The organism is Mycobacterium persicum (assembly GCF_002086915.1).
In the GTDB taxonomy this organism is placed as follows: domain Bacteria; phylum Actinomycetota; class Actinomycetes; order Mycobacteriales; family Mycobacteriaceae; genus Mycobacterium; species Mycobacterium persicum.
In genome coordinates this window covers 5,414,653-5,439,852 of sequence record NZ_MWQA01000001.1, presented here as the reverse complement: position 1 = coordinate 5,439,852, position 25,200 = coordinate 5,414,653, and the positions used below count along the sequence as shown (strand labels likewise).

Annotated in this window: 25 protein-coding genes; 3 read left to right on the top strand and 22 right to left on the bottom strand. The window is 66.1% G+C overall.

The features are described 5' to 3' along the window. Positions 1-7: 7 nt before the first annotated feature. The 9 genes from B4U45_RS24670 to B4U45_RS24630 form a co-directional block, all read right to left on the bottom strand. Positions 8-1,210, bottom strand: coding sequence for a lipid-transfer protein (locus B4U45_RS24670; RefSeq protein WP_082275595.1), 1,203 nt, complete (start codon positions 1,208-1,210; stop codon positions 8-10). 99 nt (positions 1,211-1,309) lie between these two features. Then, positions 1,310-2,203 (bottom strand): tRNA pseudouridine(55) synthase TruB, encoded by an 894-nt coding sequence (truB, locus tag B4U45_RS24665; RefSeq protein ID WP_075548965.1) that lies wholly within the window; start codon positions 2,201-2,203, stop codon positions 1,310-1,312. Next, positions 2,200-2,883, bottom strand: coding sequence for a 4'-phosphopantetheinyl transferase PptT (gene pptT / locus B4U45_RS24660; protein ID WP_089025211.1), 684 nt, complete (start codon positions 2,881-2,883; stop codon positions 2,200-2,202). The genes truB and pptT overlap by 4 nt, the downstream gene beginning before the upstream one ends. Next, a complete protein-coding gene (locus B4U45_RS24655) occupies positions 2,880-3,848 on the bottom strand; it encodes a metallophosphoesterase family protein (protein WP_075548967.1) in 969 nt (322 codons plus the stop codon). Before B4U45_RS24655 ends, pptT begins: the two co-directional genes overlap by 4 nt. A 70-nt stretch (positions 3,849-3,918) precedes the next feature. Next, positions 3,919-4,476 (bottom strand): LppA family lipoprotein, encoded by a 558-nt coding sequence (locus tag B4U45_RS24650; protein WP_075548981.1) that lies wholly within the window; start codon positions 4,474-4,476, stop codon positions 3,919-3,921. Between the two features lie 43 nt (positions 4,477-4,519). After that, complete coding sequence (locus B4U45_RS24645; RefSeq protein ID WP_075548982.1) at positions 4,520-5,080, bottom strand: LppA family lipoprotein; 561 nt, start codon at positions 5,078-5,080, stop codon at positions 4,520-4,522. 43 nt (positions 5,081-5,123) lie between these two features. Beyond that, positions 5,124-5,687 carry an LppA family lipoprotein gene (locus B4U45_RS24640; protein WP_023372438.1) on the bottom strand — a complete coding sequence of 188 codons (564 nt, stop codon included), beginning with the start codon at positions 5,685-5,687 and terminating at the stop codon, positions 5,124-5,126. Continuing rightward, entirely contained in the window at positions 5,687-7,375 is a 1,689-nt protein-coding gene (locus B4U45_RS24635) for an alpha/beta hydrolase family protein (protein ID WP_075548968.1), read from the bottom strand. The genes B4U45_RS24640 and B4U45_RS24635 overlap by 1 nt, the downstream gene beginning before the upstream one ends. A 3-nt stretch (positions 7,376-7,378) precedes the next feature. Beyond that, positions 7,379-7,699: a hypothetical protein gene (locus tag B4U45_RS24630; protein ID WP_075548969.1), complete on the bottom strand. Its 321-nt coding sequence runs from the start codon at positions 7,697-7,699 to the stop codon at positions 7,379-7,381. A gap of 136 nt (positions 7,700-7,835) precedes the next feature. On the opposite strand from B4U45_RS24630, the gene B4U45_RS24625 reads away from it, so the two are divergent. Together B4U45_RS24625 and B4U45_RS24620 are read left to right on the top strand one after the other, a co-directional pair. Next, positions 7,836-8,417 carry a DUF3558 domain-containing protein gene (locus tag B4U45_RS24625; protein ID WP_063466276.1) on the top strand — a complete coding sequence of 194 codons (582 nt, stop codon included), beginning with the start codon at positions 7,836-7,838 and terminating at the stop codon, positions 8,415-8,417. 10 nt (positions 8,418-8,427) lie between these two features. Next, on the top strand, positions 8,428-10,119 hold the full coding sequence (locus B4U45_RS24620) for a CocE/NonD family hydrolase (protein WP_075548970.1): 1,692 nt from the start codon (positions 8,428-8,430) through the stop codon (positions 10,117-10,119). Here B4U45_RS24620 and B4U45_RS24615 read toward each other — a convergent pair. From B4U45_RS24615 to B4U45_RS24600, 4 genes are all read right to left on the bottom strand, one after another. Beyond that, a complete protein-coding gene (locus B4U45_RS24615; RefSeq protein ID WP_075548971.1) occupies positions 10,078-10,623 on the bottom strand; it encodes a DUF1802 family protein in 546 nt (181 codons plus the stop codon). The two genes, B4U45_RS24620 and B4U45_RS24615, sit on opposite strands and share 42 nt — an antisense overlap. Continuing rightward, positions 10,620-10,889 carry a DUF2277 family protein gene (locus tag B4U45_RS24610; protein ID WP_075548972.1) on the bottom strand — a complete coding sequence of 90 codons (270 nt, stop codon included), beginning with the start codon at positions 10,887-10,889 and terminating at the stop codon, positions 10,620-10,622. Before B4U45_RS24610 ends, B4U45_RS24615 begins: the two co-directional genes overlap by 4 nt. A 29-nt stretch (positions 10,890-10,918) precedes the next feature. Continuing rightward, a complete protein-coding gene (locus tag B4U45_RS24605; protein ID WP_082275596.1) occupies positions 10,919-12,160 on the bottom strand; it encodes a PPE family protein in 1,242 nt (413 codons plus the stop codon). Positions 12,161-12,287: 127 nt separating this feature from the next. Further along, positions 12,288-13,499, bottom strand: a complete 1,212-nt coding sequence (locus tag B4U45_RS24600; RefSeq protein WP_075548973.1) for a PPE family protein — start codon at positions 13,497-13,499, stop codon at positions 12,288-12,290. Between the two features lie 269 nt (positions 13,500-13,768). Here B4U45_RS24600 and B4U45_RS24595 point away from each other — a divergent pair, with 269 nt between their 5' ends. Then, a complete protein-coding gene (locus B4U45_RS24595) occupies positions 13,769-14,518 on the top strand; it encodes an enoyl-CoA hydratase (protein WP_075548974.1) in 750 nt (249 codons plus the stop codon). 125 nt (positions 14,519-14,643) lie between these two features. Here B4U45_RS24595 and B4U45_RS24590 read toward each other — a convergent pair whose 3' ends face one another. From B4U45_RS24590 to infB, 9 genes are all read right to left on the bottom strand, one after another. Then, positions 14,644-15,726: an ABC transporter ATP-binding protein gene (locus B4U45_RS24590; RefSeq protein ID WP_075548975.1), complete on the bottom strand. Its 1,083-nt coding sequence runs from the start codon at positions 15,724-15,726 to the stop codon at positions 14,644-14,646. After that, entirely contained in the window at positions 15,719-17,032 is a 1,314-nt protein-coding gene (locus tag B4U45_RS24585; RefSeq protein ID WP_075548976.1) for an ABC transporter substrate-binding protein, read from the bottom strand. Before B4U45_RS24585 ends, B4U45_RS24590 begins: the two co-directional genes overlap by 8 nt. Positions 17,033-17,038: 6 nt before the next feature. Then, on the bottom strand, positions 17,039-17,824 hold the full coding sequence (locus B4U45_RS24580) for a carbohydrate ABC transporter permease (protein ID WP_075548985.1): 786 nt from the start codon (positions 17,822-17,824) through the stop codon (positions 17,039-17,041). A gap of 47 nt (positions 17,825-17,871) precedes the next feature. Further along, on the bottom strand, positions 17,872-18,783 hold the full coding sequence (locus tag B4U45_RS24575) for a carbohydrate ABC transporter permease (RefSeq protein WP_239988022.1): 912 nt from the start codon (positions 18,781-18,783) through the stop codon (positions 17,872-17,874). Between the two features lie 66 nt (positions 18,784-18,849). Beyond that, complete coding sequence (locus B4U45_RS24570; RefSeq protein WP_075548977.1) at positions 18,850-20,178, bottom strand: MATE family efflux transporter; 1,329 nt, start codon at positions 20,176-20,178, stop codon at positions 18,850-18,852. 213 nt (positions 20,179-20,391) lie between these two features. Then, complete coding sequence (locus B4U45_RS24565) at positions 20,392-21,615, bottom strand: IS4 family transposase (protein WP_075545525.1); 1,224 nt, start codon at positions 21,613-21,615, stop codon at positions 20,392-20,394. A gap of 57 nt (positions 21,616-21,672) precedes the next feature. After that, the gene (locus B4U45_RS24560; protein ID WP_075549876.1) at positions 21,673-22,686 is read right to left on the bottom strand and encodes a DHH family phosphoesterase; all 1,014 of its coding nucleotides are present in this window, start codon (positions 22,684-22,686) and stop codon (positions 21,673-21,675) included. Further along, entirely contained in the window at positions 22,661-23,158 is a 498-nt protein-coding gene (gene rbfA, locus B4U45_RS24555; protein ID WP_075549877.1) for a 30S ribosome-binding factor RbfA, read from the bottom strand. The genes B4U45_RS24560 and rbfA overlap by 26 nt, the downstream gene beginning before the upstream one ends. A 95-nt stretch (positions 23,159-23,253) precedes the next feature. After that, on the bottom strand, positions 23,254-25,200 hold a 1,947-nt coding region (infB, locus tag B4U45_RS24550; RefSeq protein ID WP_244899391.1), incomplete at its 5' end, for a translation initiation factor IF-2.

Here is a 25,200-nt window from a genome sequence, read left to right as displayed (position 1 = left end):
CTCAGTTTCAGCGCTCGGCGCGCTGGTACGCGGTGACGACGGCGGCGCCGCCCAGCCCGATGTTGTGTTGCAGCGCCGCGGTCACATTGACGACCTGCCGCTTGTCTGCGGTGCCGCGCAGCTGCCAGGTCAGTTCGGAGCACTGAGCTAATCCGGTCGCGCCCAGCGGATGGCCCTTGGAGATCAGGCCGCCGGACGGGTTGACCACCCAGCGTCCGCCATAGGTGGTGTCGCCGTTGTCGATCAGCTTGGGCGCCTCACCCGGGCCGCACAGGCCCAGCGCTTCGTACAGCAAGAGCTCGTTGGCCGAGAAGCAGTCGTGTAGCTCGATCACCTGGAAGTCCTCGGGCCCGAGTCCCGATTGCCGGTAAACGCGCTGCGCCGCTTGAACATTCATGTCGTAGCCGATGAGGTTCTTGGCGCTGCCGTCGAAGGTCGAGGCGAAGTCGGTCGTCATGGCCTGGCCGACGATCTCCACGGCCTGCCAGGCCAGTCCGCGGCTGTCGACGAACGACTCGGAGGCCAGGATGGCCGCCGCCGAACCATCGGAGGTCGGCGAGCACTGCAGCTTGGTCAGCGGGTCGGAGATCATCCGCGACGCCAGGATGTCGTCGAGGGTGTAGGACTCCTGGAACTGCGCATACGGGTTGTTCACCGAATGCTTGTGATTCTTGTAGCCGATCTTGGCGAAATGCTCCGCCGTGGTGCCGTACTGCCTCATGTGCTCGCGGCCGGCGGCGCCGAACATCCACGGCGCGACGGGCATCGCGAACTCGTCGATCGCGGCCAGCGCCTTGACATGCCTGGCCATCGGCGATTCGCGGTCTTGCGCGCCACCGCTGAGCGAGCCGGGTTGCATCTTTTCGAAGCCGAGCGCGATTGTGCAGTCGGCGATCCCGCCGCGGATGGCCTGGGCCGCCAAGAACAGCGCCGTCGAGCCGGTTGAGCAGTTGTTGTTGACGTTGACGATCGGGATGCCGGTCATGCCCAGCTCGTAGAGCGCTCGCTGCCCGGACGTCGAATCGCCGGCGACATAGCCGACGTAGCCTTGCTCGACGTCGTTGTAGTCGATGCCGGCATCGCGCAGGGCGTTCGTCCCCGATTCCCTGGCCATGTCGGGATAGTCCCAGCCTTCGCGGCGGCCGGGCTTTTCGAACTTGGTCATGCCGACGCCGATGACAAATACCTTGTTGGCCACCTTGGGAGACATGCACGCCCCTTCCCTCCGAGCAGCGGCCGATGGACTTACGCCACGGTCGTGACTCCCAGTGTGCAACCTAGCCGCAGATGGATAACCGCCCGGGTACCCCTACAACGTTGCCGGGCGGATCACCACCACCGACTTGGTCCGCGAGCCCGCGTCGCGCAGCAGCGCAATCACCCGCCCGTCGACGTCGGTGGCAGCGTATGTGCCGTCGATGCCGGCCGGCGCGAGGGGCCGGCCGTTGGCGGCGGCCTCGGCCTCCTCGGCGGTGAGCTCGCGGCGCGGATACATCAGTAGACACGCTTCGTCGAGACTCAGACTCAGCCGCGGACGCTGCGCCAACTCGTCGAGCGAGCACGCCTGCTCCAGGCCGAAGCGACCCACCCGGGTGCGCCGCAACGATGTCAGGTGGCCGCCCACCCGAAGTGCATCGCCGAGATCGCGGGCCAACGCGCGGATGTAGGTTCCCGACGAGCAGTCGACCTCCACGTCGAGGTCGACCACGCCGTCAACGGTGCGCCGCGCGGTCACGCTGAACCGGTCGATACGTACCGGGCGTGCCTCGAGCTCAACCGAATGGCCCTGTCGGGCGAGCTGGTAGGCACGACGGCCACCGATCTTGATCGCGCTGACCGTCGACGGCACCTGGGTGATGTCGCCGCGGAACTTGGAGATCGCGGCGGTGATCTGCTCATCCGTGCGGTGTGCAGCCGAAACAGATTGCAGCAGTTCGCCTTCGGCGTCGTCGGTGGACGTGGTCTGCCCCAGCCGGATGGTGGCGGCATACGACTTCGAGGTCGCGGCCAGCAGGCCGAGGATCTTGGTGGCGCGGTCGATCCCGATCACCAGCACGCCGGTGGCCATCGGGTCCAGCGTCCCCGCATGCCCGACCCTGCGGGTGGCGAAGATTCGGCGGCACCGCCCCACCACGTCGTGACTGGTCATCCCGGCCGGCTTGTCGACGATCACAAGTCCGGGGCCGGTCGGGCTTTGGCTCATAGCACGATGGCGGTCAGCACCAGGCCACGCTCGACCGACCATCGACCGCGCAGCCTCGTCAGGGGCGGACCCGATAGCGCCGACGGGTCGATCAGGATGCGGGACGTGAAGCGGCCGGTCAAGCCGGAGGGGTCGGCGTCGAAGGTGATGTGCGCGTCCTCGAAACCCAACCACCTCTCGGTCAGCGGGAACCACGCTTTGTACGTTGCCTCCTTGGCGCAGAACAGGATTCGGTCCCAGCGCAGCTCGTCGGGCATGCTGCGCGGTAGCTCGACGCGCTCGACCGGCAGGCTGATCGCGTCCAGCACGCCGTTGGGCAACACGTCATGCGGTTCGGCATCGATGCCCACCGAACGCACCGCGGAGCTGCGCCCCACCACCGCACCCCGATAGCCGGCGCAGTGGGTCAGACTGCCGACGACACCGTCGGGCCAGCAGGGTTGTCCCTTGTTGCCCTTGAGGATCGGTACCGGTGGCACGCCGAGTTCACGCAGCGCGACGCGGGCGCAGTGGCGGGCGGTGATGAACTCGTTGCGCCGCTTGTCCACCGACTTGGCAATCAACGGTTCCTCGTCTGGCAACGGACTCAGGCCTGGCGGGTCGGAGTACATCTCGGCATACGCCAGGTCCTCGATCACTCCGCCGGGCAACACCGACGACACCAGCATGCTCGTCGTCACCGCCGTAATTGCCGCTGCCGCAATCTTTCCCGGAACTGGGCGGCTTGGGCACGCATCTCGGGAGTGATGACAAAGTGACCGCCGAAGTCGTTGAGATAACCCGGCGCGTACTGCGGGTCGGGCAGGACTTGGCGCAGCCAGCTGTATGGCTTGCGACGGCGCCACTCCCGCGGGTAGCCCACCGACACCTCTTCGAAGCGCACCTCGTCGTGCCAGGTGGTGCGGGGAATGTGGAGATGGCCGTATACCGAGCACACGGCGTTGTAGCGGGTGTGCCAGTCGGCGGTCTTGGTGGTTCCGCACCACAGCGAGAATTCGGGGTAAAACAGCGCTTCGCAGGGCTCGCGCACCAGGGGAAAGTGGTTGACGAGCACGGTCGGTTGCATCCAGTCGAGCTGTTCCAGACGTGCGCGGGTGCTGGCGACCCGTTCGTGGCACCAGGCGGTCCGGGTGGAGTACGGCTCGGGTGAGAGCAGGAATTCGTCGGTGGCCACCACATTGCGTTGCTTCGCGATAGCCATGCCCTCGGCTTTGCTGGTCGCGCCCTGCGGCAGGAAGGAGTAGTCGTACAGCAGGAACATCGGGACGATGGTGGCCGGGCCGCCACGTTCGGTCCACACCGGGAACGGGTGCTCGGGGGTCACGACGCCCAGTTCGTCGCACATATTGACCAGGTAGTCATAGCGCGCTTTGCCGAAGATCTGCGCGGGGTCGCGGTTGGTGGTCCACAGCTCGTGGTTGCCGGGCACCCAGATCACCTTGGCGAATCGGCGCCGCAGCAGGTCCAGTGTCCAGCGGATCTCGTCGGTGCGTTCGGCGACATCGCCGGCGACGATCAGCCAGTCGTCCGGCGACGATGGGTGCAGCGACTCGGCGACGGGCTTGTTGCCCAGGTGACCGGTGTGCAGGTCAGAAACGGCCCACAGCGTCGGCTGTGCGCCGCCGGTCTGCTCGTGCCGTGTCACGGTTAACCACCCTAACGATTCGGCGTGGTGCAGACGAATTGTTCCTCGTCACACGCTTTGCTGCGGCACGCTACGGGGCGGGCGTGGGTTTGGGCGTGTCGGTCTGGCTGATGCGGCAGTCCGATTGCGCGGTGAGCGATGACGCAACCTGGGTGCCGAGCTTGAATATGCCGCCAGCTCCGGAAATGTATATGTCGTGGTCACCCGGCTTGTCTTTCATGACACCAAAGTTGGTCACGCCGAATTGTTTTGCCCCGTCCTTAACGATCTGAACGGCCTGCGGCCAGTTGTCGTCGGGGATTGGTCCACTAAACCCGACCATGAAATAGGCCGCTTTGGCCCTGGTCCACTCGTAGTCACCGCCGCAGCCAGTCCAGGTATCCATGTCCATCGACCAAGTCAACCCAGGCACCAGGGCCGTTATCGCGTTGGCCATCTGAGTCACCGCGGCCCGGTACTGATCCTTGGCGGCCTCTAGCGGCGGCTTAGCCCGCAGCGGGTTCTCCAATTCGGCCACCTTTTCGGGGCTCAACGGCCCCTCCTCACCACGACCGGTTCCATGACCGATGCGACCACAGCCCACGGCCACCACACAAACCACGGCCAGCCAAGCCACAAGCCATCGCATGTCGGGAACCTGCGTCACTAGTCTTTTGCCACGGTCCGAACCGCTATGGGCTCGGCGAGGGTTTCGGCGTATCGGTTTGGCTGATGCGGCAGTCCGACTGTGCGGTGAGCGATGAAGCGACCTGGGTGCCGAGCTTGAATTCGATACCACCGGCACCGGAAATGTACACGTCGTGGTCTCCCGGTTTATCCTTCATGACACCAAAGTTGGTTGCGCCGAACTGTTTTGCCCCGTCCTTAACGATCTGCACGGCCTGCGGCCACTTGTCGTCTGGGATTGGTCCGCTGAATCCGGCCATGAAATACGCCATCTTGGCGTCGGTCCATACATATTCGCCTCCACAGTGATTCCAGCTGTCCATATCCATCGACCAAGTCAACCCAGGCACCAGGGCCGTTATCGCATTGGCCATCTGAGTCACCGCGGCCCGGTACTGATCCTTGGCGGCCTCTAGCGGCGGCTTGGCCCGCAGCGGGTTCTCCAATTCGGCCACCTTCTCGGGGCTCAACGGCCCCTCCTCACCACGACCGGTTCCATGACCGATGCGACCACAGCCCAGCACCATCACACAAACCACGGCCAGCCAGGCCACAAGCCATCGCATGTTGGGAACCTGCGTCACTAGTCTTTTGCCACGGTCCGAACCGCTACGCGCTGGGCGAGGGTTTCGGCGTATCGGTTTGGCTGATGCGGCAGTCCGATTGCGCGGTGAGCACCGCCGCCTTCTGAGTGGATAGCTTGAACTCGACTCCGCCATGGCCCGCGATGTAGACATCGTGATCGCCAGGCTTGTTTTTCATCACCCCGAAGTTGGTGGCGCCGAATTGTTTACCACGGTCTTTGACGATCTGCACGGCCTGCGGCCACTTGTCGTCCGGGATTGGTCCACTGAAGACCACCATGAAATACGCGGCTTTTGCCCTGGTCCATTCATAATCGCCACCGCAGCCCGTCCAGGTATCCATGTCGGTCCTCCATGTCAACCCGGGCACCAATGCTGTGATTGCATTTGCCATTTCGGCCGCCACAGCCCGGTACTCGTCCTTCGCTGCTTCCAGCGCCGGCTTGGCGCGCAATGCGTTCTCAAGTTCGGCGACCTTCTCCGGGCTCAACGGCCCCTCCTCTCCACTACCGGTCCCATGACCGCTGCGACCGCAGCCCAGCACCATCACACAGACCACGGTCAGCAGCCACGCCATCGGCCACCGCATCAGTGCCCCCCTTCCGGTACCGGGCCCGGCGCGCCGGGCATGCCACCGCCCAGAACCGGCGGAAGCAACGGCGCCTCCACCTTGTTGCCGGGCAGCCCGGCTGCGATCGCCGCGAAGTTGTAGCCGGACATCCGCAGCTGCGGCTGGCCGGCGGCGTCTTGGAAGACGCGAGGATAGTCGCCATGGGCATATACCCCGTCACGCCAAATGCCGCTCCGATCGAAGCCTGCCTGTGACGAAAGTTCCGTCAGGCCGGGGGTCAGGTAGGGGTCCGGACCCCAGCCGTGCAGTGGTGCCACCGGGGCCACGAGATCTGTGATGAGGTCGTGCGGAGCCTGCATGACGTAGGCCTGCCCGTGGTCGAGCCCGAGCTGCGCCGGGCTGTACAGTTCCAGGCCGGGCGAGCCGTAGAACACCACATCGTTGACCGGGTGGGCGCCCTGGGCGTTGAGGTCCTGCAAGGCCAGCGACGCGGTTAGCGACCCGTAGGAGTGTCCCAACACCGTCAGGTGGCCATTGGGGTTGGTTGCTCGGACCTGCTGCAGATACTTTGATAAGTCCGCAGCGCCCGCTCGTGCCTGCTCGTCGGTCATGGTCTGCCACAGATCGCCCGCGCTCCCGGTGTCGAGCGGGTTAGGCGGCGGGGTGTAGCCCATCCAGGCGATGGCAGCAACTGACGCGGGCTTGCCGGCGGCATTGAGTTGCCGGATCTCTTCCGACCGCAGATTACGGGCTTCGCTGACCATGCCGGGCAAGGTACTTCGCAGCGTGGAGCCCACCCCGGGCACGGTCACCGACACGTTGGCCGCAGTATCCGGATTGCCGACGGCCACCGCCGCCAGCACCTGCTGGTGCGGGTCGTCGGGAATCTGCAGCTGGGCGAGGTAGGTCTCCGGCGCTCGACTCAGCGCCTGGTCGACGGCGTCAAGGTCGGCCAGCCGACCCTTGGCGGCACTGAGCTGACCATCAAGGGCGGCAAGCTGGCCCAACGCGTCGCTGTTCAGGATGCCGTTGTTGTAATCTCTGGCAGCCTGTGCCGCAAGGTCGTCGTATCGTCCCTGCAACTGTCCGATACGGGCTTGCAGCTTGGCGCGCTCCTTGCGCAGCCGCTCCTCGTTGGCGTCGCTGGCAAGCTGTGTCGGTGTCAGGCCTTCGGGACCGACCGGCGGACCGGACTCCGCCGGGATGGGCGCATCTCCGTCAGCCATGTTGACCGCTGAGGCCAATTGCTCGTCGACGGCGTTGGCCTCGGCAACGATCACATCGAGCTCGGCCTGCAGCTCCGCTTGCTTGGCCAGCATCCGCGCCCACTCGGCCTCGGTATACCGCAGTCCGGGGACCGGCACCACCTTGTTGGTGAGCGCGTCGACCGTCAGCTCGGCGGCCGCGGCGGCTTTGCGTAGTGCGGCCAGGTCCGATTGAACCTTCACAATACCGTCCGCGGCCCTGTCAGCCGCGCGGGCAACGGCCAACGCCTCGTAACCGTGGGCGTCGAGATCGCGGCGAAGCCCCTCGTTTTGGTGTGCCGCCGCCTCAGCGGTCTTGCCGCCGGAGCTCGCAAATATCGACAACGTCGCCAACTGACGGGACGCGTCCAACGTCACCTCGGCTCGGGACTTGGTGGCGTGAAACACCTCCCGGACCGCTTGCGCGTTCCACCGATCGATATCGGCCACCGTCAAGGACACCGATCACACCTGACGCGTCGTACCGACGGCTGAAGCGCCGACCCGCGCTAACGCATGTGCCCTTTCCTCCTCCGCCGCCGCGTGCCGGACAGCGGCCTCGTGCAGGCCGCGTGCGTGGTCACCGACCCGGGTCAGCAGCGCCCTGGACACCTCTAACCAGTCGCCCAGTTTGGCATCGAGCGCCGTCGCCGAGGCGCCTTGCCAGCCCACCTGCGCCGACTGAAGCCGATAGTCGGACGTCAAATGCGCTGTCGCCAACCCCTCACCCTGACCGGTCACGTGCACCGCCGAGGACATCCACTCCTCCGGGCTGAGCTGAAACATCCCAACCTCCTGATGCCATGTGGAGACCCCAGCATGCCAAGCGCCTCATGGGTGCACAACTCAGCGAACCTCTGTGACGGCCGCGGCGAGGACTTGTACACTCCCGGCAAAGGGACCGCCAAAGGCAGGGGGTGTGGTGTTCGCCAAGGTGCGTCTGGCCGGAGCGCTCGGTGCGCTGGTCACAGCTGCCGTAGCGGGGACCGTGGGCTGGCATGGCGCCTCGGCGTCGCCGGCCGACGGCAGTGTCGAGTTGCGGTCAACTGCAGAACCGATGTCGACCACCATGAAGAGCCCCATCGTGGCGACCACCGATCCGAGTCCGTTCGACCCGTGCAACGACATTCCCTTCGACGCAGTCCAGCGCCTCGGCCTCGCCTACACACCGCCGGAAGCCGAGGAGGGGTTGCGGTGCCACTACGACGCGGGCAACTATCAGCTGGCCGTCGAGCCCATCACCTGGCGCAGCTACGCCCAGACTCTGCCGGCGGACGCCATCGAGACCACCATCGCCGGCCACCGCGCCGCGCAGTATTGGGTGCTCAAGCCGACCTACCACAACAGCTTCTGGTACTCCTCGTGCATGGTGACGTTCAAAACGAGCTATGGGGTGATCCAGCAGTCGCTGTTCTACTCGACGGTCTACTCCGAGCCCGACGTCGACTGCCCGGCCACCAACCTGCAACGGGCCAACGATCTGGCTCCGTATTACAAGTTCTAGGTCGCGCACAGTGAGCACCACCTCGCCACGGTCCGAGCAGCGCGGCCCGAGCAGGCGAGGCGGCCGCGCCGTCCCGGGGGCGGTTGGCGCCCTGCTGGGTCTGCCGCGTGCGACCACGCGCTACACCGTGAGCCGGGTGCACGTCCCCATGCGCGACGGGATTCACCTGGTCGCCGACCACTACGCGCCCACGACGTCCGAACCCGTCGGCACGCTGCTGGTCCGCGGCCCCTACGGGCGGGGACTTCCGTTTTCTTTGGTGTTCGCCGGGCTCTATGCCGCGCGCGGCTATCACGTGGTGTTGCAAAGCGTGCGCGGAACTTTCGGGTCGGCCGGCGAATTCGAACCGATGGCCAACGAAGCGGCCGACGGCGCCGACACCGTCGAGTGGCTGCGGCGCCAACCGTGGTTCACCGGCCGGTTCGGCACCGTCGGCCTGTCCTACCTGGGCTTCACCCAGTGGGCGCTGCTGCACGATCCGCCGCCGGAGCTGGCCGCGGCCGTCATCACCGTAGGGCCGCACGATTTCCGGGCCTCGGTGTGGAGCACCGGATCATTTGCCGTCAACGACTTCTTGGGCTGGAGTTATCTGGTTTCGCGTCAAGAAGAATCGGGGCCGCTGCGAGGCGCGATCCGCCAGCTGCTGGCGCCGCGCAAGGTGAAACGTGCCATCGCCGGGTTGCCGATGAATTCGGCGGCCCGGACACTGCTGGGCGAGGGCGCGCCCTGGTTCGAATCCTGGGTAGAAAACGCCGACCACGATCACCCCTTCTGGGAATCACGGCGTTACCCCGCCGCGTTGGACCGTGTTGAGGTTCCGGTCCTGCTGCTGACCGGGTGGCAGGACATCTTCCTGGACCAGACGCTGCACCAGTATCGGCAGCTACGCAACCGAGGCGTCGAGGTGGCGCTGACCATCGGTCCGTGGACCCATACCCAGACGATGAGCAAGGGGCTGGCCACCTGCGCTCGGGAGTCGTTGGACTGGCTGGACGCCCACCTGGGCAACGCGCCCGCCCCGCGCCGCGCGGCTGCGGTCCGGATCTTCGTGAACCGCCACGGCTGGCGCTCCCTGCCCCAGTGGCCGCCGGCCACCACCGAACAGGCGCTGTACCTGCAGCCGAACGGCCGCCTCGACAAGACGGCGCCGCCGGCCGGCGCGCCACCGGCGACTTTCCGCTTCGATCCCACCGACCCGACACCCATCACCGGCGGTCCGCTGCTGTCGAAGGGCGGCTACCGCAACGACAGCCGGCTCGCGCGCCGCGACGACGTGCTGTGCTTCACCGGTAACCCTCTCGCCGACGATCTATACGTCTACGGAAACCCCGCCGTCGAATTGACGCACTCCTCGGACAACCCCAACGTCGACGTGTTCGTCCGGGTCAGCGAGGTCGACGCCAACGGCCGATCCCGCAATGTCAGCGACGGCTACCGTCGGCTCGGGGACGCGCCGGAGACGGTCCGCATCGAACTCGACGCCGTCGCCCACCGGTTCAAAGCCAGCTCCCGTATCCGCGTCCTGGTCGCCGGCAGTTGGTTTCCCCGCTACGCACCCAATCTCGGCACCGGCGAACCGGCGCTGTCCGGCCGGCAGACGAAGCCCGCCACCCATTCGGTGCATTTCAGCAATTCCCGGCTGGTACTACCCGTCGGCCCGTCAGCCGACCGCATCGCGGACCCGGGCGGCCACCTCCGCTAGCACATCACCGTCATGCACCGGCGTCGCCAGACTCGCCGCAATCGGCAGCTGAACCCAGCTGGTGCAACCGCCGTACTCGGGGATGCGGGTGACCTGCACCGGCTCAATAAGCGGCATCGCAGACACCACCAGGACGGCCAGCTTGTGCTTGGGCCGGAAGTCGAGCCGGTCCGCGCGGATCGACGCGGCGGTCCAGATATGCAGATCCTGAATGTCGTCCAGCCCCTCAGGCCGGTTAACCTGCAGTGCTGCAACGACTTTCGCCGCAGCCCGGACCACCAGTCGCTCATCGGTGCTGTCGGCGGCCGCGGCCGGCAACAAGTCGCGATGCTCGGGACGAACCCGCTGCGCGTGGCTGTGCGCGACCGTCGGGAACAACAAGAACTCTCCGGCCGCCACCTCGAACCGCTTCTCCCCGATACCGCCCTTGCGCAACAGCACGGTTTGACGGCCGTCGAGCAGCGCGTGCACGGCCGCACTCCATTCCTTCAGCGCGGGCGTCACTGGGATCTCGCCACGCGGGCCAACACTTCGGGCCGGCGCAGCGGCGGCAGACTCTTGGGTGGCTGACGCCGCGCCGGCAACGCGGCCAGCAGCCGCGTCGTCGTCGCCGTCACTTCAGCAACCGCGGCTTCGAACGCTTCGGCATTGGCTGGCGACGGACGGGTGATACCGCTGACCTTGCGCACATATTGGCGCGCGGCGGCCGCGATCTCCGCAGACGTGGCCGGGGGTTCCAGGCCGCGCAATTCGGTGATGTTTCGGCACATGTCTCAACGATAGGGCGCGGTATCCCCCGCTACCCGGCAGACGGGGAGCGCTGCATCACCCGATACCGGAATCCGTATCGCTGATCAGCCGCGGCGGCGTGCTTGCCGGCTGCTGTCATCGGCATGCCCTGCAGGTAGGCGTTCGCCTTCGCGTTCGCCAGGGAGCCGATGATGTCGAACTCCTGATCCAAGGGGACGGTGTGAAACGCCCGAACGCTGGCGTCCCAACTGCTCGGTGTCGACAAGGGCCCGATCGACCCGGCCTTGCCCAGCACCGCCGACACCGGCCTGGCCAGACGATCGAGGCGTTCCCAATACTGTTCGGGCACCGCTGCCGCCCCGCCCGCCCCGGCGCCCGGCGGCGCCCCTAGGCGAAGTTTGGGACCCCAACTGTCAAGAACCGAAGACCCTGAGTCGCCGGCGCCGCCGGGGGTCCCCGGTATCGTTTGCTGTGCGATCGAGGCAATGAACTGTGCTATCCCCATCCCGAAATAGCTCAAGCCGGCCAGCCGCACCAGCGCCGTCCGTTCCGCGGGAGTGATGTCGGGCAGCAGCGCCTCGAGCCATTGTGCGAATGCCGCATATCCCGGGAACAATGTGTTCGACGACAGTCGCGCCAGTGCGTGCCATATCGCCGGACTGGAGGCGAGCCCCCCAAACTTTGCCGATAGTGCCGTCCCCGCAGATGTCGCGGCGACTTCGGCCACCGCTGCTGTTTGCTGAAGCGGTCCGCTCAGTCCGGTAGTCGTCGGCGGAGGGTTAAACGGAGTCAGCGCGGTGGCGGTTGTCGACGAACCGGCATAGCCGTACATCGCGGCTGCGTCTTGGGCCCACATCTCGGCGTATTCAGCTTCGGTGGCCGCGATCGCCGGCGTGTTCTGCCCGAAGAAGTTCGTCGCGACGAGCGTCAGCAGCAAAACGCGGTTGGCGGCAACCGTCGGCGGGGGCACCGTCATGGCGAAGGCAGTCTCGTAGGCAGCGGCGGCCACCCTGGCCTGGCTCGCGGTGTGTTCGGCCTGGATTGCGGTGGCGCTCAGCCATGCCACATACGGGGCGGCAGCGGCGATCATCGAAGCCGCCGCCGGACCAATCCATGCCGTGCCGGTCAGTTCGGAGATCACCGACGAGTAACCCGACGCCATCGCGCCCAACTCACCTGCCAGCGCATCCCAAGCCGCGGCTGCTGCCAGCATGGATCCCGCACCTGGACCCGCATACATCCGCGCGGAATTGATCTCCGGAGGCAGCGCCCCGTAATCGCCGAACATCATCGGCGTCTCCGTGACTGCGGATCGACACCCGCGGGCAAGACCCGCAGCCGCAGAATTGCCACAGCACAGGCGTTGACCCGCGGGCCAGGTTTTCGGCCGCTCGGTGCCTTATCGGTAGTCATCAGTGTTATCCGGCAAACGGCGGACGCGCCATGACGGTGGGCCGAACACCGTATCGCGGACCGGAACCAGCCGCGCCGTGCCCCGCCGGACCGGTGAGCGGCATGCCACCCAACAGGTTTCCGGCACCGGCGCCGTCGGGTGCGAATTTGAACGTTTCGACCGGCATACGCGCCGGGATGGACTCGACGTCCGGCAGGGCCTGCGCCCACGAGGGTGGAACCGACAACCGGCCGCCGATCGACCCGGCATGGCCCAAACCGGCCGATACCTGCCCGCCGCCGCCCACCAGGCTTCCCAAACCCGCTAAGCCGCCCTGCGCCGCGCCGCCGGCGGCGGCCGCGGCCTGGGTGGCGCCGCCGAGCAACCCCAAAGTCTTGCTCGACTGAACAAAGTTGTTCGCCATACCGATGCTGAAATAGGGCAAGCCCTCGGTGTTGTAGAGGAAGCTGGCGTATGGCTGCAAGTCGGTCAGCAACGCCGCGATCGACGTGGGAAATGTGGACGTTCCGAACAGGATCTGCCACAGCCACGCCAGCGGTGAACTCGACACCGCCGAAGCAACCGGCGTAGCGAGCCCTTGCAACATCGTGGGAATCCCCGAAATGAGACGGGCAAGGGCTGACTGGCTGGCGCCGGCCGAGGTGGCAGCGGCCTGAGTGACCGCAGCGGTTTGGCCGGATGCGCCGGCCGGGTTGACGATGTGCGGCGGCTGCTTGAACGGAGTCAGGGTGGTGGCGGACCCTGTGGCGGCGGCGTACTCGTACATGGCGGTGGCGTCCTGGGCCCACATCTGCCCGTACTGGGCTTCCAAGGCCGCTATCGCCGAGGTGTTCTGACCGTAGACGTTCGACTGCATCAACTCGGTCAACTGCAGACGGTTGGCCAGGATCGCTGGCGGTGGCACCATCGCGGCAAAAGCGTTCTCGTAGGCGGCCGCCGAGGCTCTCGCCTGCATGGCCGTCTGCTCGGCGTGCGCGGCGGTGGTCCGCATCCAGACAACATAGGGAGCGACGGCGGCGGCCATCGCCGTCGATGCCGGGCCCAACCACCCTTCCCCGGCCAGCTGGTTGACCAGCGTTTCATAACCGGCTGCCGCGGAATCCAATTCGGCTGCCAGCGCGCTCCATGCCGATGCCGCGGCAGTCATCGACGCCGACCCCGGGCCGGTATACATTCGCGCAGAGTTGACTTCCGGTGGTAAACCGCCATAATCCATTCGCGTCGTCTCCTTAGCGAGGACGTGGCGGCATCGGTGTTGGTGCTTGATCCACCGCCCATCCCACACAGTGAGCAAAGTCACACTGTTGCGTACACAACAGTTGTTACTTGCACTTGTTAATCTGTTGAAGCGAAGCGTAGCTTTCCCCGGACCGAACGTCCAAGCCGGTTGACAATTGTTCATCGGACGTACATTGCCCAGCCATTCCCGGCCATTTACGGGTGCAGCGGTACAGCCCGACGCCCGCAACTGGCTACGGTTGCCCTATGACCGACGACATCCTGCTGATCCACACCGACGAGCGGATCCGCACCTTGACCCTTAACCGCCCCCAGTCCCGCAATGCGCTGTCGGCGGCGCTGCGGGACCGCTTCTTCGGGGCGCTGTCCGAAGCCGACGCCGACGACGACGTCGACGTCATCATCCTCACCGGCGCCGATCCGGTGTTCTGCGCGGGACTGGACCTCAAAGAGCTCGGCGGCCATTCGGCATTGCCGGACATCTCACCGCGCTGGCCGGCCATGACCAAGCCGGTGATCGGGGCCATCAACGGCGCGGCGGTGACCGGCGGACTCGAACTGGCGCTCTACTGCGACATCCTGATCGCCTCGGAGCACGCCCGCTTCGCCGACACTCATGCCCGGGTGGGCCTGCTGCCGACCTGGGGGCTCAGCGTGCGGCTACCACAGAAGGTGGGCGTGGGTATGGCCCGCCGGATGAGCCTTACCGGCGACTACCTTTCCGCCGCCGACGCGCTGCGGGCCGGCCTGGTTACCGAGGTCGTGCCGCACGACGAACTGCTGCCCACCGCCCGCCGCGTCGCGGCGTCCATCGTCGGCAACAACCAGAACGCGGTGCGCGCCCTGCTGGCGTCCTACCACCGCATCGACGACGCCCACACCAGCGCCGGACTGTGGCTGGAGGCCATGGCCGCCAGGCAATTTCGCACCAGCGGCGACGACATCGCCGCAAACCGGGAGGCCGTGCTGCAACGCGGACGCTCCCAGGTGCGCTAGGACCCGACTCGGCTTGTGTCGGGGTTCTGCTGGGATTGCGTTCATCGAGACTGAAACCACCGCGACCGCCACCGGCGTGTCGTCTGCATGGTTGCAGTGTCGCGGCTACCAGCGGCAGTCGATCCTCAGCGGATACGAGTCCCGGTCCGGCTGTCGAAGAAGCACACCTCCTGCGGGCGCGGCAGGATCCCCAGCGTGTCGTCTACCCCGACCGCGGTGTGGCGGTCGGTGCGGACCACGACCCGCGGCGCACGTGACGCCCAGCCCTCCTGCTCGAGAGGGCTTGCATACACAAAGGATTCGAACCCCAACTCCTCCACCAACTCGGCCCGAACACTCAACGATCCCGCGGTCCCGGCCGGCACAACATCCCAGGACTCCGGCCGGATGCCGACCAGCACCCGCCCGACCGCCCCGCGTGGAACCGGAATCGCCAGCCCGGGCGACGTCAGCGCACCATTGCTCACGGTGGCCTCGATGAGGTTCATCGCCGGGGCCCCGATGAACGTTGCCACAAAGGTGTTGACCGGGTCGTCGTACAGCGTGCGAGGACCGTCGACCTGTTGCAGCACACCGTCTTTGAGCACGGCAACCCGATCACCCATGGTCATCGCCTCCACCTGGTCGTGGGTGACGTAGACGGTGGTGGTGCCCAGCTGACGCTGCAGCCCGGAGATCTGCGACCTGGTGCTCACCCGCAGCTTGGCATCCAGATTCGACAGCGGTTCGTCCATGCAGAACACCCGCGGCCGCCGCACGATCGCCCGTCCCATCGCCACCCGCTGACGCTGCCCACCGGAGAGCTTCGACGGCTTACGATCAAGCAGCTCAGTCAATTCCAGCATGTCAGCGACCTCGAGCACGCGCTGCCGAGTGGCTGCGCGCGACATCCCGCCGTTTCGCAGGGCAAACCCCATGTTGGCGGCCACGGTCATGTTCGGGTACAGGGCATAGTTCTGAAAAACCATCGCTACGTCGCGTTCCCGTGGCGGCAGATGCGTCACGTCCACACCACCGATAGTGATCTGGCCACTTTCGACCGATTCCAGCCCGGCCAGTAGCCGAAGGACTGTGGACTTGCCGCAACCGGAGGGGCCGACGAGGACCAGAAATTCGCCGTCGGCAATATCGAGGTCCAGGTTGACGACGGCTGGCACGTCGGCGCCGGGATACCGATGGGTCACTGCGGAATACCGGATGTCAGCCATGACCGGGTAGCTTTCGCTTGATTTGCCGGTCGAGGATGATTTTCAGTTGCTGGTTGATGTCGGCGAAGGTTGACGTGACGTCGGCTCCTTTCAGCCCAATGGATTCCAGTCCGGTCGAGATGATGCGGTTTCCGCCGGGCAGGAAAACGCGTGCGTAATCTTGCGGGCGGGTGTGCGGAAGCTGGTCCAGCGCCACTCGGGCGCGGGGGTTCGCCGCCAGGTATTGCCGCTCGCTCGGGTCGTCGACGGCGGACTTTCGCACGGGCAGATAACCAGTGCGCTGACTGAAATACGCGGTGTTGGCCGCATTGGTGATGAATGCGATGAACTTGAGCGCGTTCACTTTTCGTTCGTGGGATAGCTTGGTGGGAATCGCCAGCCCGGCCCCGCCGGTCGGGCAGCCGGGCGCTCCACCCGGGCCGGTGGGCAGTGGCGACACGCCGAAATTGAAGCGGGCAGCTGCGGTGATGCCGACTAAGGCGCCGGTCGATGCCAGCGCCGAGGCCACGATGCCGGTGGCGAACTCATTGTTGATATCGTTGGCGATCGCCGCATACCCCTTGCGATGGATAGAATCCCGATAAAAGTTGCCGGCCGCGATGGTGGCCGGGTCGGTGAACTTCAGCGTCCACTCGTCAGAGTAGGCGCCGCCGAATGTCCAGTTCGGCCCCTGGAACGTCCAGGAGATGAGCGTGTCGTTGGCCCAGCCGTGTGCCCAGTTGCCGGCGGTGACGGCACGCTGCAGGTCGGGACCCCACTCGTCGAATTCTTGCCAGGTTTGCGGCCCACGGTCCGGCAGGCCGACGCGGTTCCATACCGCCTTGTTGTAGTAGAACAGCGGTGTCGAGCGGGCATACGGCAAGGCATAGTGTCGGCCGTTGAACTCGTAGTCGGCCAGCAGTGAGTCGACGTAGTCGATTGTGTCCACCCCGACTTCGTCGAACAGGTCTTCAAGCGGGGTGATGACACCGCTGAGGGCGAAATGGAACCACCAGATGTCGTCCAACAACACGACATCGGGGACATCGGTTCCGATCAGCGCCGCGTTGAACTTCTGCACGACTTCCTCGTAGTCCTTGCCGGCGTCGATCAGCTTGACCGGCAAGTCCGGAAAGCGGCGCTGAAATCGATTGATCAACTCCTTCTCCACCGCGGTGGATGTGCCGGGATGACAGGACCAGAAGGTGATTGGACCGGAGCCCGACTTCACCCCGCCGCTGCCGCCCATCCCCGCACACCCGGCTGTCGCTCCCGCGGCGGCGGCACTTGCCAGCGCGAGGAACCGTCGGCGGCTTACCGGATCCATGGCACCCTAACCCTTGACCGCACCTGACGTCAGACCCTTGATCATTTGGCGTTGCAGGACAATGAAAATCAGCAAGATCGGCAACATCGCCAGCAGCGTCACCGCCATCACCGGACCCCAGTTGGTGATGCCCTCGGCCTGTTGGAGGAAGGTCAGCCCCACCGGCAGGGGCGCCACCGATTCGTCGTCAGACATCAGGAACGGCCACAAGTACTCATTCCATTCATTGACCACAGTAATGATGCCGAAGGCCACCATGGTGGGCCCCGACATCGGCAACACCACCCGCACAAGAAGTTGCCACCAGCGCGCGCCATCCATTCTGGCCGCTTCGATGATCTCGGGAGGCAGCGACAGAAAGTGGTTGCGCATCAGGAATGTTCCGAAAGCGACACCGGCCAGCGGCAAGATGATGCCGGGAAAAGTGTTGCGCAGACCCAGTTGTGAGATCAGCGCATAGTTGGAGATCACGGTGATCTGGTTGGGCACCATCAGCGCGGCGATGATCACCAGGAACACCACATTCTTGCCCGGAAACCGCACGAACACCAAGCCGAACGCGCTGAGCACGCCGAGCATGAACTTCACCCCCGCCAGCACCGATGTGATGACCACCGAGTTGCGTAGGAAGGTCCAGAACGGAATCTGCTCAGTAGCGGTTCGGTAGTTCTGCGGATGCCAGCACGGTGGCCACCAGGTCGTGGGCTGCGAATAGATGTCGGGCTGGTCCTTGAACGAGGTGAAGAACACGAACACCAACGGCCCGGCGATCACTACCACGACCAGCGACATCGCGGCATAACCGAGCAAGCGCGCGGCGGCGCGACGGCCTGGTGATGTCACTGCCGCTGCCCCCGATCCATGACTCGCACCTGGTAATAGGTGATGGCCAGCAGCACCAGGAACATGATGGTGGCGACGGTTGCGCCGTAGCCGGCCCGGAAGTTGCGGAACGTCTCCAGATACACCTGGTAGACCATCGTCGTGGTACCGGTGCCCTGCGGGCCGCCACGGGTCATGACGTTGATCACGTCGAACACCTGCAACGAGTTGATCAGCACGGTGATCGACAAAAAGAAGGTGGTGGGGCGCAGCTGGGGCAACAGCACCCGGCGAAACGTGGTCCACCGGCTGGCGCCATCGATTTCGGCCGCTTCCAACAGATCTCGGCGCACCCCTTGCAGCGCCGCCAGATAGATGACGAAGGTGTATCCGAGGTTCTTCCAGACATAGGTGACGGTCACCATGAACATCGCCCAGTGCGCATCCTGGTAGAAGTTGGGCACTTCTGCTCCGATGCGCGCCAGCAAGTCCTGTACCAGACCAAAGTGCGGATCGAAGACGAACTGGGCCGCCAGGCCGACGGCCGCCCCGGAGATCACGAAGGGCGCGAATACCATCGAGCGCACCAGATTCCGGCCACGCAACCGTTGATCGAGCAGCATGGCCAGCACCAGCCCCAGCGCCATCGAGCCCACCACCGCGGCGGTGGTGAACACTGCCGTGTTGAGCACGATCTGGCGGGTGTCGTCGCGGGCGAACCACTCGGCGTAGTTGGAGAACCCGACATAGTCGGCTTTGGGGTCGGAGACATTCCAGTCGAAGAACGACAACCTGATGTTGTCGGCCAGTGGGCGGTAGATGAAGAGCAGCAGCAGCCCGACGTTCGGGCCCACCAGGACGAGGAACAGCGCGTAATCCCGCCACGGCCGGTGGCGCGATCGACGCGCGTCCGGGAGACGGGGGGTCACCGGCGCAGTGTATCGGCCGGTTGAATACACGGACCCAACGACAGCCATCACGGCAATTCCGGCGCGTCAGACCGTCCCCGTCAATGCCCACCGGCCACTGATCGTCCGCCATCCGACGAAGAGCAGCCGCAGCGCGACGAACGTGGCCAGGCCCGACCAGATACCCGCCAGCCCCCAGCCATACACCAACGACAACCAGGTCAGCGGCAGAAAACCGATCAGTGCGCTGACGACGGTGGCGGTGCGCATGAAGGCAGCATCACCCGCCCCCAGCAACACCCCGTCAAGAGCGAAAACAATTCCGGCGAAGGGTAATTGGGCTACCAGGAACCACCACGGCACCGCGATCGCGGCAAGCACCGATCGGTCATGGGTAAACAGCGAGGGCAGCAGCGGGGCCCCTAAGCCTAACGCGGCGGCGAGCACGCCCGCCGCCAGCAGCGACAACACCGTCACCCGCCAGGCCACCGACTTCGCATGCGCCACGTCACCGGCACCCAGGGCCGCGCCGACCAGCGCCTGCGCCGCGATGGCCAGCGAATCGAGAACCAGGGCAAGGAAACCCCACAATTGCAGCACCACCTGGTGTGCCGCGAGCGCGGCGGCGCCGAACCTCGCGGCCACCGCCGCAGCCGAGACGAAACACACCTGAAAAGCCAGACCCCGCACGATCAGGTCACGAGCCATCACCAGTTGTGCGCGCAACACCGGCCAATCGACCCGCAGCGGAACCCGCTCGGCCAGCAACGCACCCCCGAACAACAGCGCCGCCAGCCACTGACCAACCAGATTGGCCACCGCGGAACCGGACAACCCCAGCCGCGGCATACCCAGCCAGCCGTAGACCAGCAGCGGGCACAGCAATGCCGATACCCCGAAACCGGCGACCACATAGCGCAGCGGCCGCATGGTGTCCTGCACCCCACGCATCCAGCCGTTTCCGGCGAGCGAAACCAGAATCGCCGGTACCCCCAGAATCGCGATCCGCAGCCACGGCAGCGCCGCTCCCGAAATGCCCGTGCCGCCGGGCCCGGCGATCACCGACACCAGCGGCACCGCCGCGGCTTCGACCACGACGACCGTCAACCCGCCGAGACCCACCGCCAACCAGGTCGCCTGCACGCCCTCGGTGACGGCCGCCGCCCGATCGGCAGCCCCGAAGTGGCGCGCCGAGCGCGCGGTCGTCCCGTAAGACAGAAACGTCGCCTGCGAACCGACCATGCCGAGCACCAGGCTGCCGATCGCCAGACCCGCGAGCGACAACGCCCCGAGCCGACCCACCACGGCGGTATCGAAGAGCAGGTACAAGGGCTCGGCGGCCAGCACACCCAGCGCCGGTAGGGCAAGCGCCGCGATTCGCCGGGCGAGAGCGGGTGACCGTCCGGCGTCACTCAACAATTGTTAGCCCGTGTTAGCCCCAATACCGTTCAGTTAAGACGGTGGATGGTGATGTTTGGTGAATGCTCGGGTTGGAGCCAGTGGGCGTAGTCGGCGCGTTTGACGTGCCACTTGGACATTTTGCGTTTGACCACCCGGGGTGCTGCGCGGTGGCGTCGGGCCGGGTTGAGGCGGTCGAGCAGTCGGCGCAGGAAGGCGCGCCAGTGCCGGTCAGGCGTTTCGGGGTGGTCCGGGGGGAAAAGCGCCCTGCTGGGCGACGGATTGACGCGTGATGCTCAGTGCGGCAGTGAAACTGACGCGGTCGGGGTCATGTCCGGCGTGTTCGGCGGCCTGGGTCATCAAGGTACGGATGGCGTAGTGGCAGCACAGGTGTCCCCAGATTTCTTGCTGGACCAGGTCGGGGGATTTGGAGCGCAGCACGATGCGAGGTCCACGCTGGTGGGTTTTGAGTTCGTCGAAGGTGTTCTCGATCTCCCAGCGCTGGGCGTATGCGGCAGCCAGCTCGACCGCTGGCGCCTGCTCGGGGTCGGTCAGCGTGGTCAAAAGCCGGTAGACGGTGGGGTTGTCGCGTCCGTCGTCGAGGGTGTAGTCGATGACGCGGGCCAGCATCGGGGTGCTGGCCCGATCGGCGCTGGCCCGCAGGTGAGCCAGCCAGGAACCGTCGGGAAGGTCTTGCACATGGGCCGGTTCCGGGGCACGCCAACCGGTGCGTACCCGCCACAACAAATCGGCCCCGGTCGCAGAGGCCTTGCGCCACAACGCATACGAGAAGAACCCGCGATCAGCCAGCAGCAACATCCCCGTGGTCAGGGTACCCAGCAGTTGTTCGGCGAGTTTGGACTCCGAATCGCGGTAGGCCCCGATCTGCACGGCAAAGACCGCGTGTGTCGCACACTCGGCCACCCCAACGACCCGAACCTGCGGGAAGGCGGCCTTCTCACCCTTGCTGGCACCGGGCCGGCCGAAGTACTCATCATTGGCCGCTGTGTCGGCCACATCCAGACAGGTTCCGTCGATGGCGACCAGTCGCCGCCCGGCCAACCACGCTCCCGGCGTGGTTGGCCCGGCCAACGGGCGGGCCACCCGCGAAAACAAGCTGGCCAGCGGTGCTGACCCCAGCCGCTCACGGGCCTGAAAGATCGCCGACTTACCTGGTAACCGGTAGCGTTCACGCCACCCCGACGCCCACGCCAGACCATCGGTGAGCTGGGCCAGCACATCCTCATAAGAGCCCTCCGCATACAGGCCCATCGCGATCGCGAAATACGCCATCACCCGCGCAGGCAGCGACCGATGCCGCTGCTGGGTGCGGCCCGCCTCCGCGATCACCTCATCCACCAGCGCCGCAGGAAACACCCGCGTCAACACCCCCACCGATACCAGATCTGACAACCGGCGATCCGACTCAGGCTTGCGCCAACCCGCACGAGGCATACCCTACAAACTACACCCATGTAGTCTTAACTGAACGGTATTGGGGTTAGCCCGCGCTTAGCCCAGGGCCGCGAGCAGTGACGCCACAACATCGTCGATCGAGCCGCTGGTCGAATAGCCGGCGGCAAGCTGGTGGCCACCGCCACCGAACCGCGCGGCGACGGACGTCAAGTCAATGTCCTTCTTGGCCCGCATCGACACCGACCACTGTCGTGGTTCGACCTCCTTCAGCACCGCGGCCACTTCGGCCTGCTGGGTGGTGCGCACGATGTCGACAATGCTCTCCACTTCTTCCTGACGCGCCCGGAGGAATTCCCGGTTGTCGACGACCACGTAGACCAGCCCCCGGCCACCGACCGCGCCTGACACCAATTGCGCCGAGCCCAGCACCCGCGACAGCATCGGCAACCACTCGAACGGGTGGGTGTCCATCAGGATCCGGCTGACGGCCGCATTGTCGACGCCAATCTCGACCAGGCGCGCCGCCAGTCGATAACCGCGCGCACTGGCCCACCGGAACGACCCGGTGTCCGTGGTCAATCCGGCGTAAATGCAATGAGCGACGTCCACGTCGATCGGCTTGCCCCAGGCGTCGAGAAGGTCGGCGATCATCATCGTGGTGGAGTCTGCCGACAAATCGATGAAGTTCGCGGTGCCGAACGCATCGTTGGATGCGTGGTGGTCGATCACCAGCACATCCCGACCGGGACCGGCCAGGTCGCTCAGCCCGCCGAGCCGCCGGACACTCGGGACGTCCACGGTCACGGCCAAATCGACATCGCGACACATCGCATCCGGGTTCACCAGCAAGTGGCACCCCGGCAACGACGCCAGCGACTCCGGCAGTGTCGCCGGCGCCGCGAAACTCACCTCGACCTGCTTCCCGCACTTGTCCAACACCAAGGCCAGCGCCAATCCGGCGCCGATGGCGTCAGCGTCGGGATGAACGTGGGCAATGACCGCGACGCTGGCGGCGGCCGACAGCAACTCGACGGCGCCGAGGGCATCGACACGCACCCCCGGGCAGCTCGGTACCTCGGCCAGCTCAGTCCCTCGATCGGTCGTGGTCACCGGTGTCCCCAGCCTCGATCCGATCGCCATATCCCCCGGAAGCCCCGCCATCACGGTACGGGTCGGCGTCACCGGCCGGCTTGGCGCCCTGCCGAACCCGAGCCAAGTCGGCGTCGGCGGCGCGGGCGCGCGCCAACAACTCCTCCATCCGATGCACCGTGTCGGAGGTGGTGTCTCGGGTAAACGTCAAGGTCGGCGTGAAACGCACCCCGGTACCGGCTCCGACCTTGGTGCGCAGCACACCCTTGGCCCGCTCCAGCGCGGCGGCCGCCGCAGCGTAGTCCGGCTCGTCGTCCAGCGTGGGGCCCATCAGCGTGTAGTACACGGTCGCGTCGTGCAGGTCCGCGGTCACCTTGGCGTCGGTGATCGTCACCCCGGCAAGTCGCGGATCCTTGATCTCGTACTCGATCGCCGACGCAACGATGGTGGTGATCCGTTTGGCCAGTCGGCGTGCCCGTGCCGGGTCAGCCATCCGCGCGGCCCGTCACGATTGCACCGCCTCGCCGCCCCCGCACGCGGGTGGTACCTCCCTCTGGGGCCGTGCCCCCACTGCATCGTCGGCGGCGGTCACGAGCGTTCCTTTTGAACCAGCTCGTAGGACTCGATGACGTCGCCTTCCTTGATGTCGGAGTAGCCGAGCGTCAAACCGCACTCGAAGCCCTCGCGAACCTCGGTCACGTCGTCCTTTTCCCGCCGCAGCGACTGGATCGAGAGGTTCTCGGCGACCACGATATTGTCCCGCAACAGCCGGGCCTTGGCGTTGCGGCGCACCACACCCGAAGTGATCATGCAACCGGCGATCAGGCCCACCTTTGACGACCGGAACAACGCGCGGATCTCGGCACGACCCAGCTCGACCTCCTCGTAGATCGGCTTGAGCATGCCGCGCAGCGCCTGCTCGATTTCGTCGATCGCCTGGTAGATGACGGAGTAGTAGCGGATCTCGACACCCTCGCGGTTGGCCAACTCGGTGGCCTTGCCCTCGGCGCGCACATTGAACCCGATGATGATCGCGTCGGAGGCCGAGGCCAGGTTGACGTTGGTCTCGGTGATGCCACCGACGCCGCGGTCGATGACGCGCAGCGCCACCTCGTCGTCCACCTGAATACCCATCAGGGCCTCTTCCAGCGCCTCGACGGTACCGGCGTTGTCGCCCTTGAGGATCAGGTTGAGCTGGCTGGTTTCCTTCAGCGCCGAGTCCAGGTCCTCCAGGCTGATCCGCTTACGGCTGCGTGCGGCCATGGCATTGCGCTTGCGGGCGCTGCGCCGGTCGGCGATCTGGCGCGCGATCCGGTCCTCGTCGACGACCAGGAAGTTGTCGCCGGCCCCGGGCACCGAGGTGAAGCCGATGACCTGGACCGGACGCGACGGCAGTGCCGCTTCGATGTCGTCGCCGTGTTCGTCGACCATTCGGCGGACCCGGCCGTAGGCGTCGCCGGCGACCACCGAGTCGCCAACCCGTAGCGTGCCGCGCTGCACCAGCACCGTGGCCACCGGTCCGCGGCCGCGGTCCAGGTGCGCCTCGATGGCCACACCCTGAGCCTCCATGTCGGGGTTGGCGCGCAGGTCCAAAGCGGCGTCGGCGGTCAGCAGCACCGCTTCCAACAGCTGTTCGATGTTGGTGCCGTTCTTGGCCGAGATGTCGACGAACATGGTGTCGCCGCCGAAGTCCTCGGCAACCAGGCCGTACTCGGTGAGCTGAGCCCGGATCTTGGCCGGGTCGGCGCCCTCCTTGTCGATCTTGTTGACCGCGACCACGATCGGCACGTCGGCGGCCTGCGCGTGGTTGATGGCCTCAACCGTCTGCGGCATCACACCGTCGTCGGCCGCGACCACCAGGATGGCGATGTCGGTGGCTTTGGCGCCGCGGGCACGCATGGCGGTGAACGCCTCGTGACCCGGGGTGTCGATGAATGTGATCAGCCGCTCACTGCCGTCGAGGTCGACGCCCACCTGGTAGGCCCCGATGTGCTGGGTGATGCCGCCGGCCTCGCCCTCACGGACATTGGCCTTACGGATGGTGTCCAGCAGCCGGGTCTTACCGTGGTCGACGTGGCCCATCACGGTCACCACCGGCGGCCGAGTCTGCAAATCGGTCTCGTCTCCGGTGTCCTCGCCGTAGGAGAGGTCAAACGACTCCAGGAGCTCGCGGTCCTCGTCCTCGGGGCTGACCACCTGGACGTTGTAGTTCATCTCGCTACCCAGCAGCTCGAGCGTCTCGTCGCCGACCGACTGGGTGGCGGTCACCATCTCGCCGAGGTTGAACAGCGCCTGCACCAGCGCGGCCGGGTTGGCGTCGATCTTCTCGGCAAAGTCGGACAGTGACGCACCGCGGGCCAGCCGGATCGTCTCGCCGTTGCCGTGCGGTAACCGCACGCCGCCGACAACCGGAGCCTGCATCGAGTCATATTCCTGGCGCTTCTGCCGCTTGGACTTGCGGCCACGCCGGGGTGCGCCGCCCGGACGGCCGAACGCGCCGGCCGCGCCGCCGCGCTGGCCCGGACGGCCACCGCC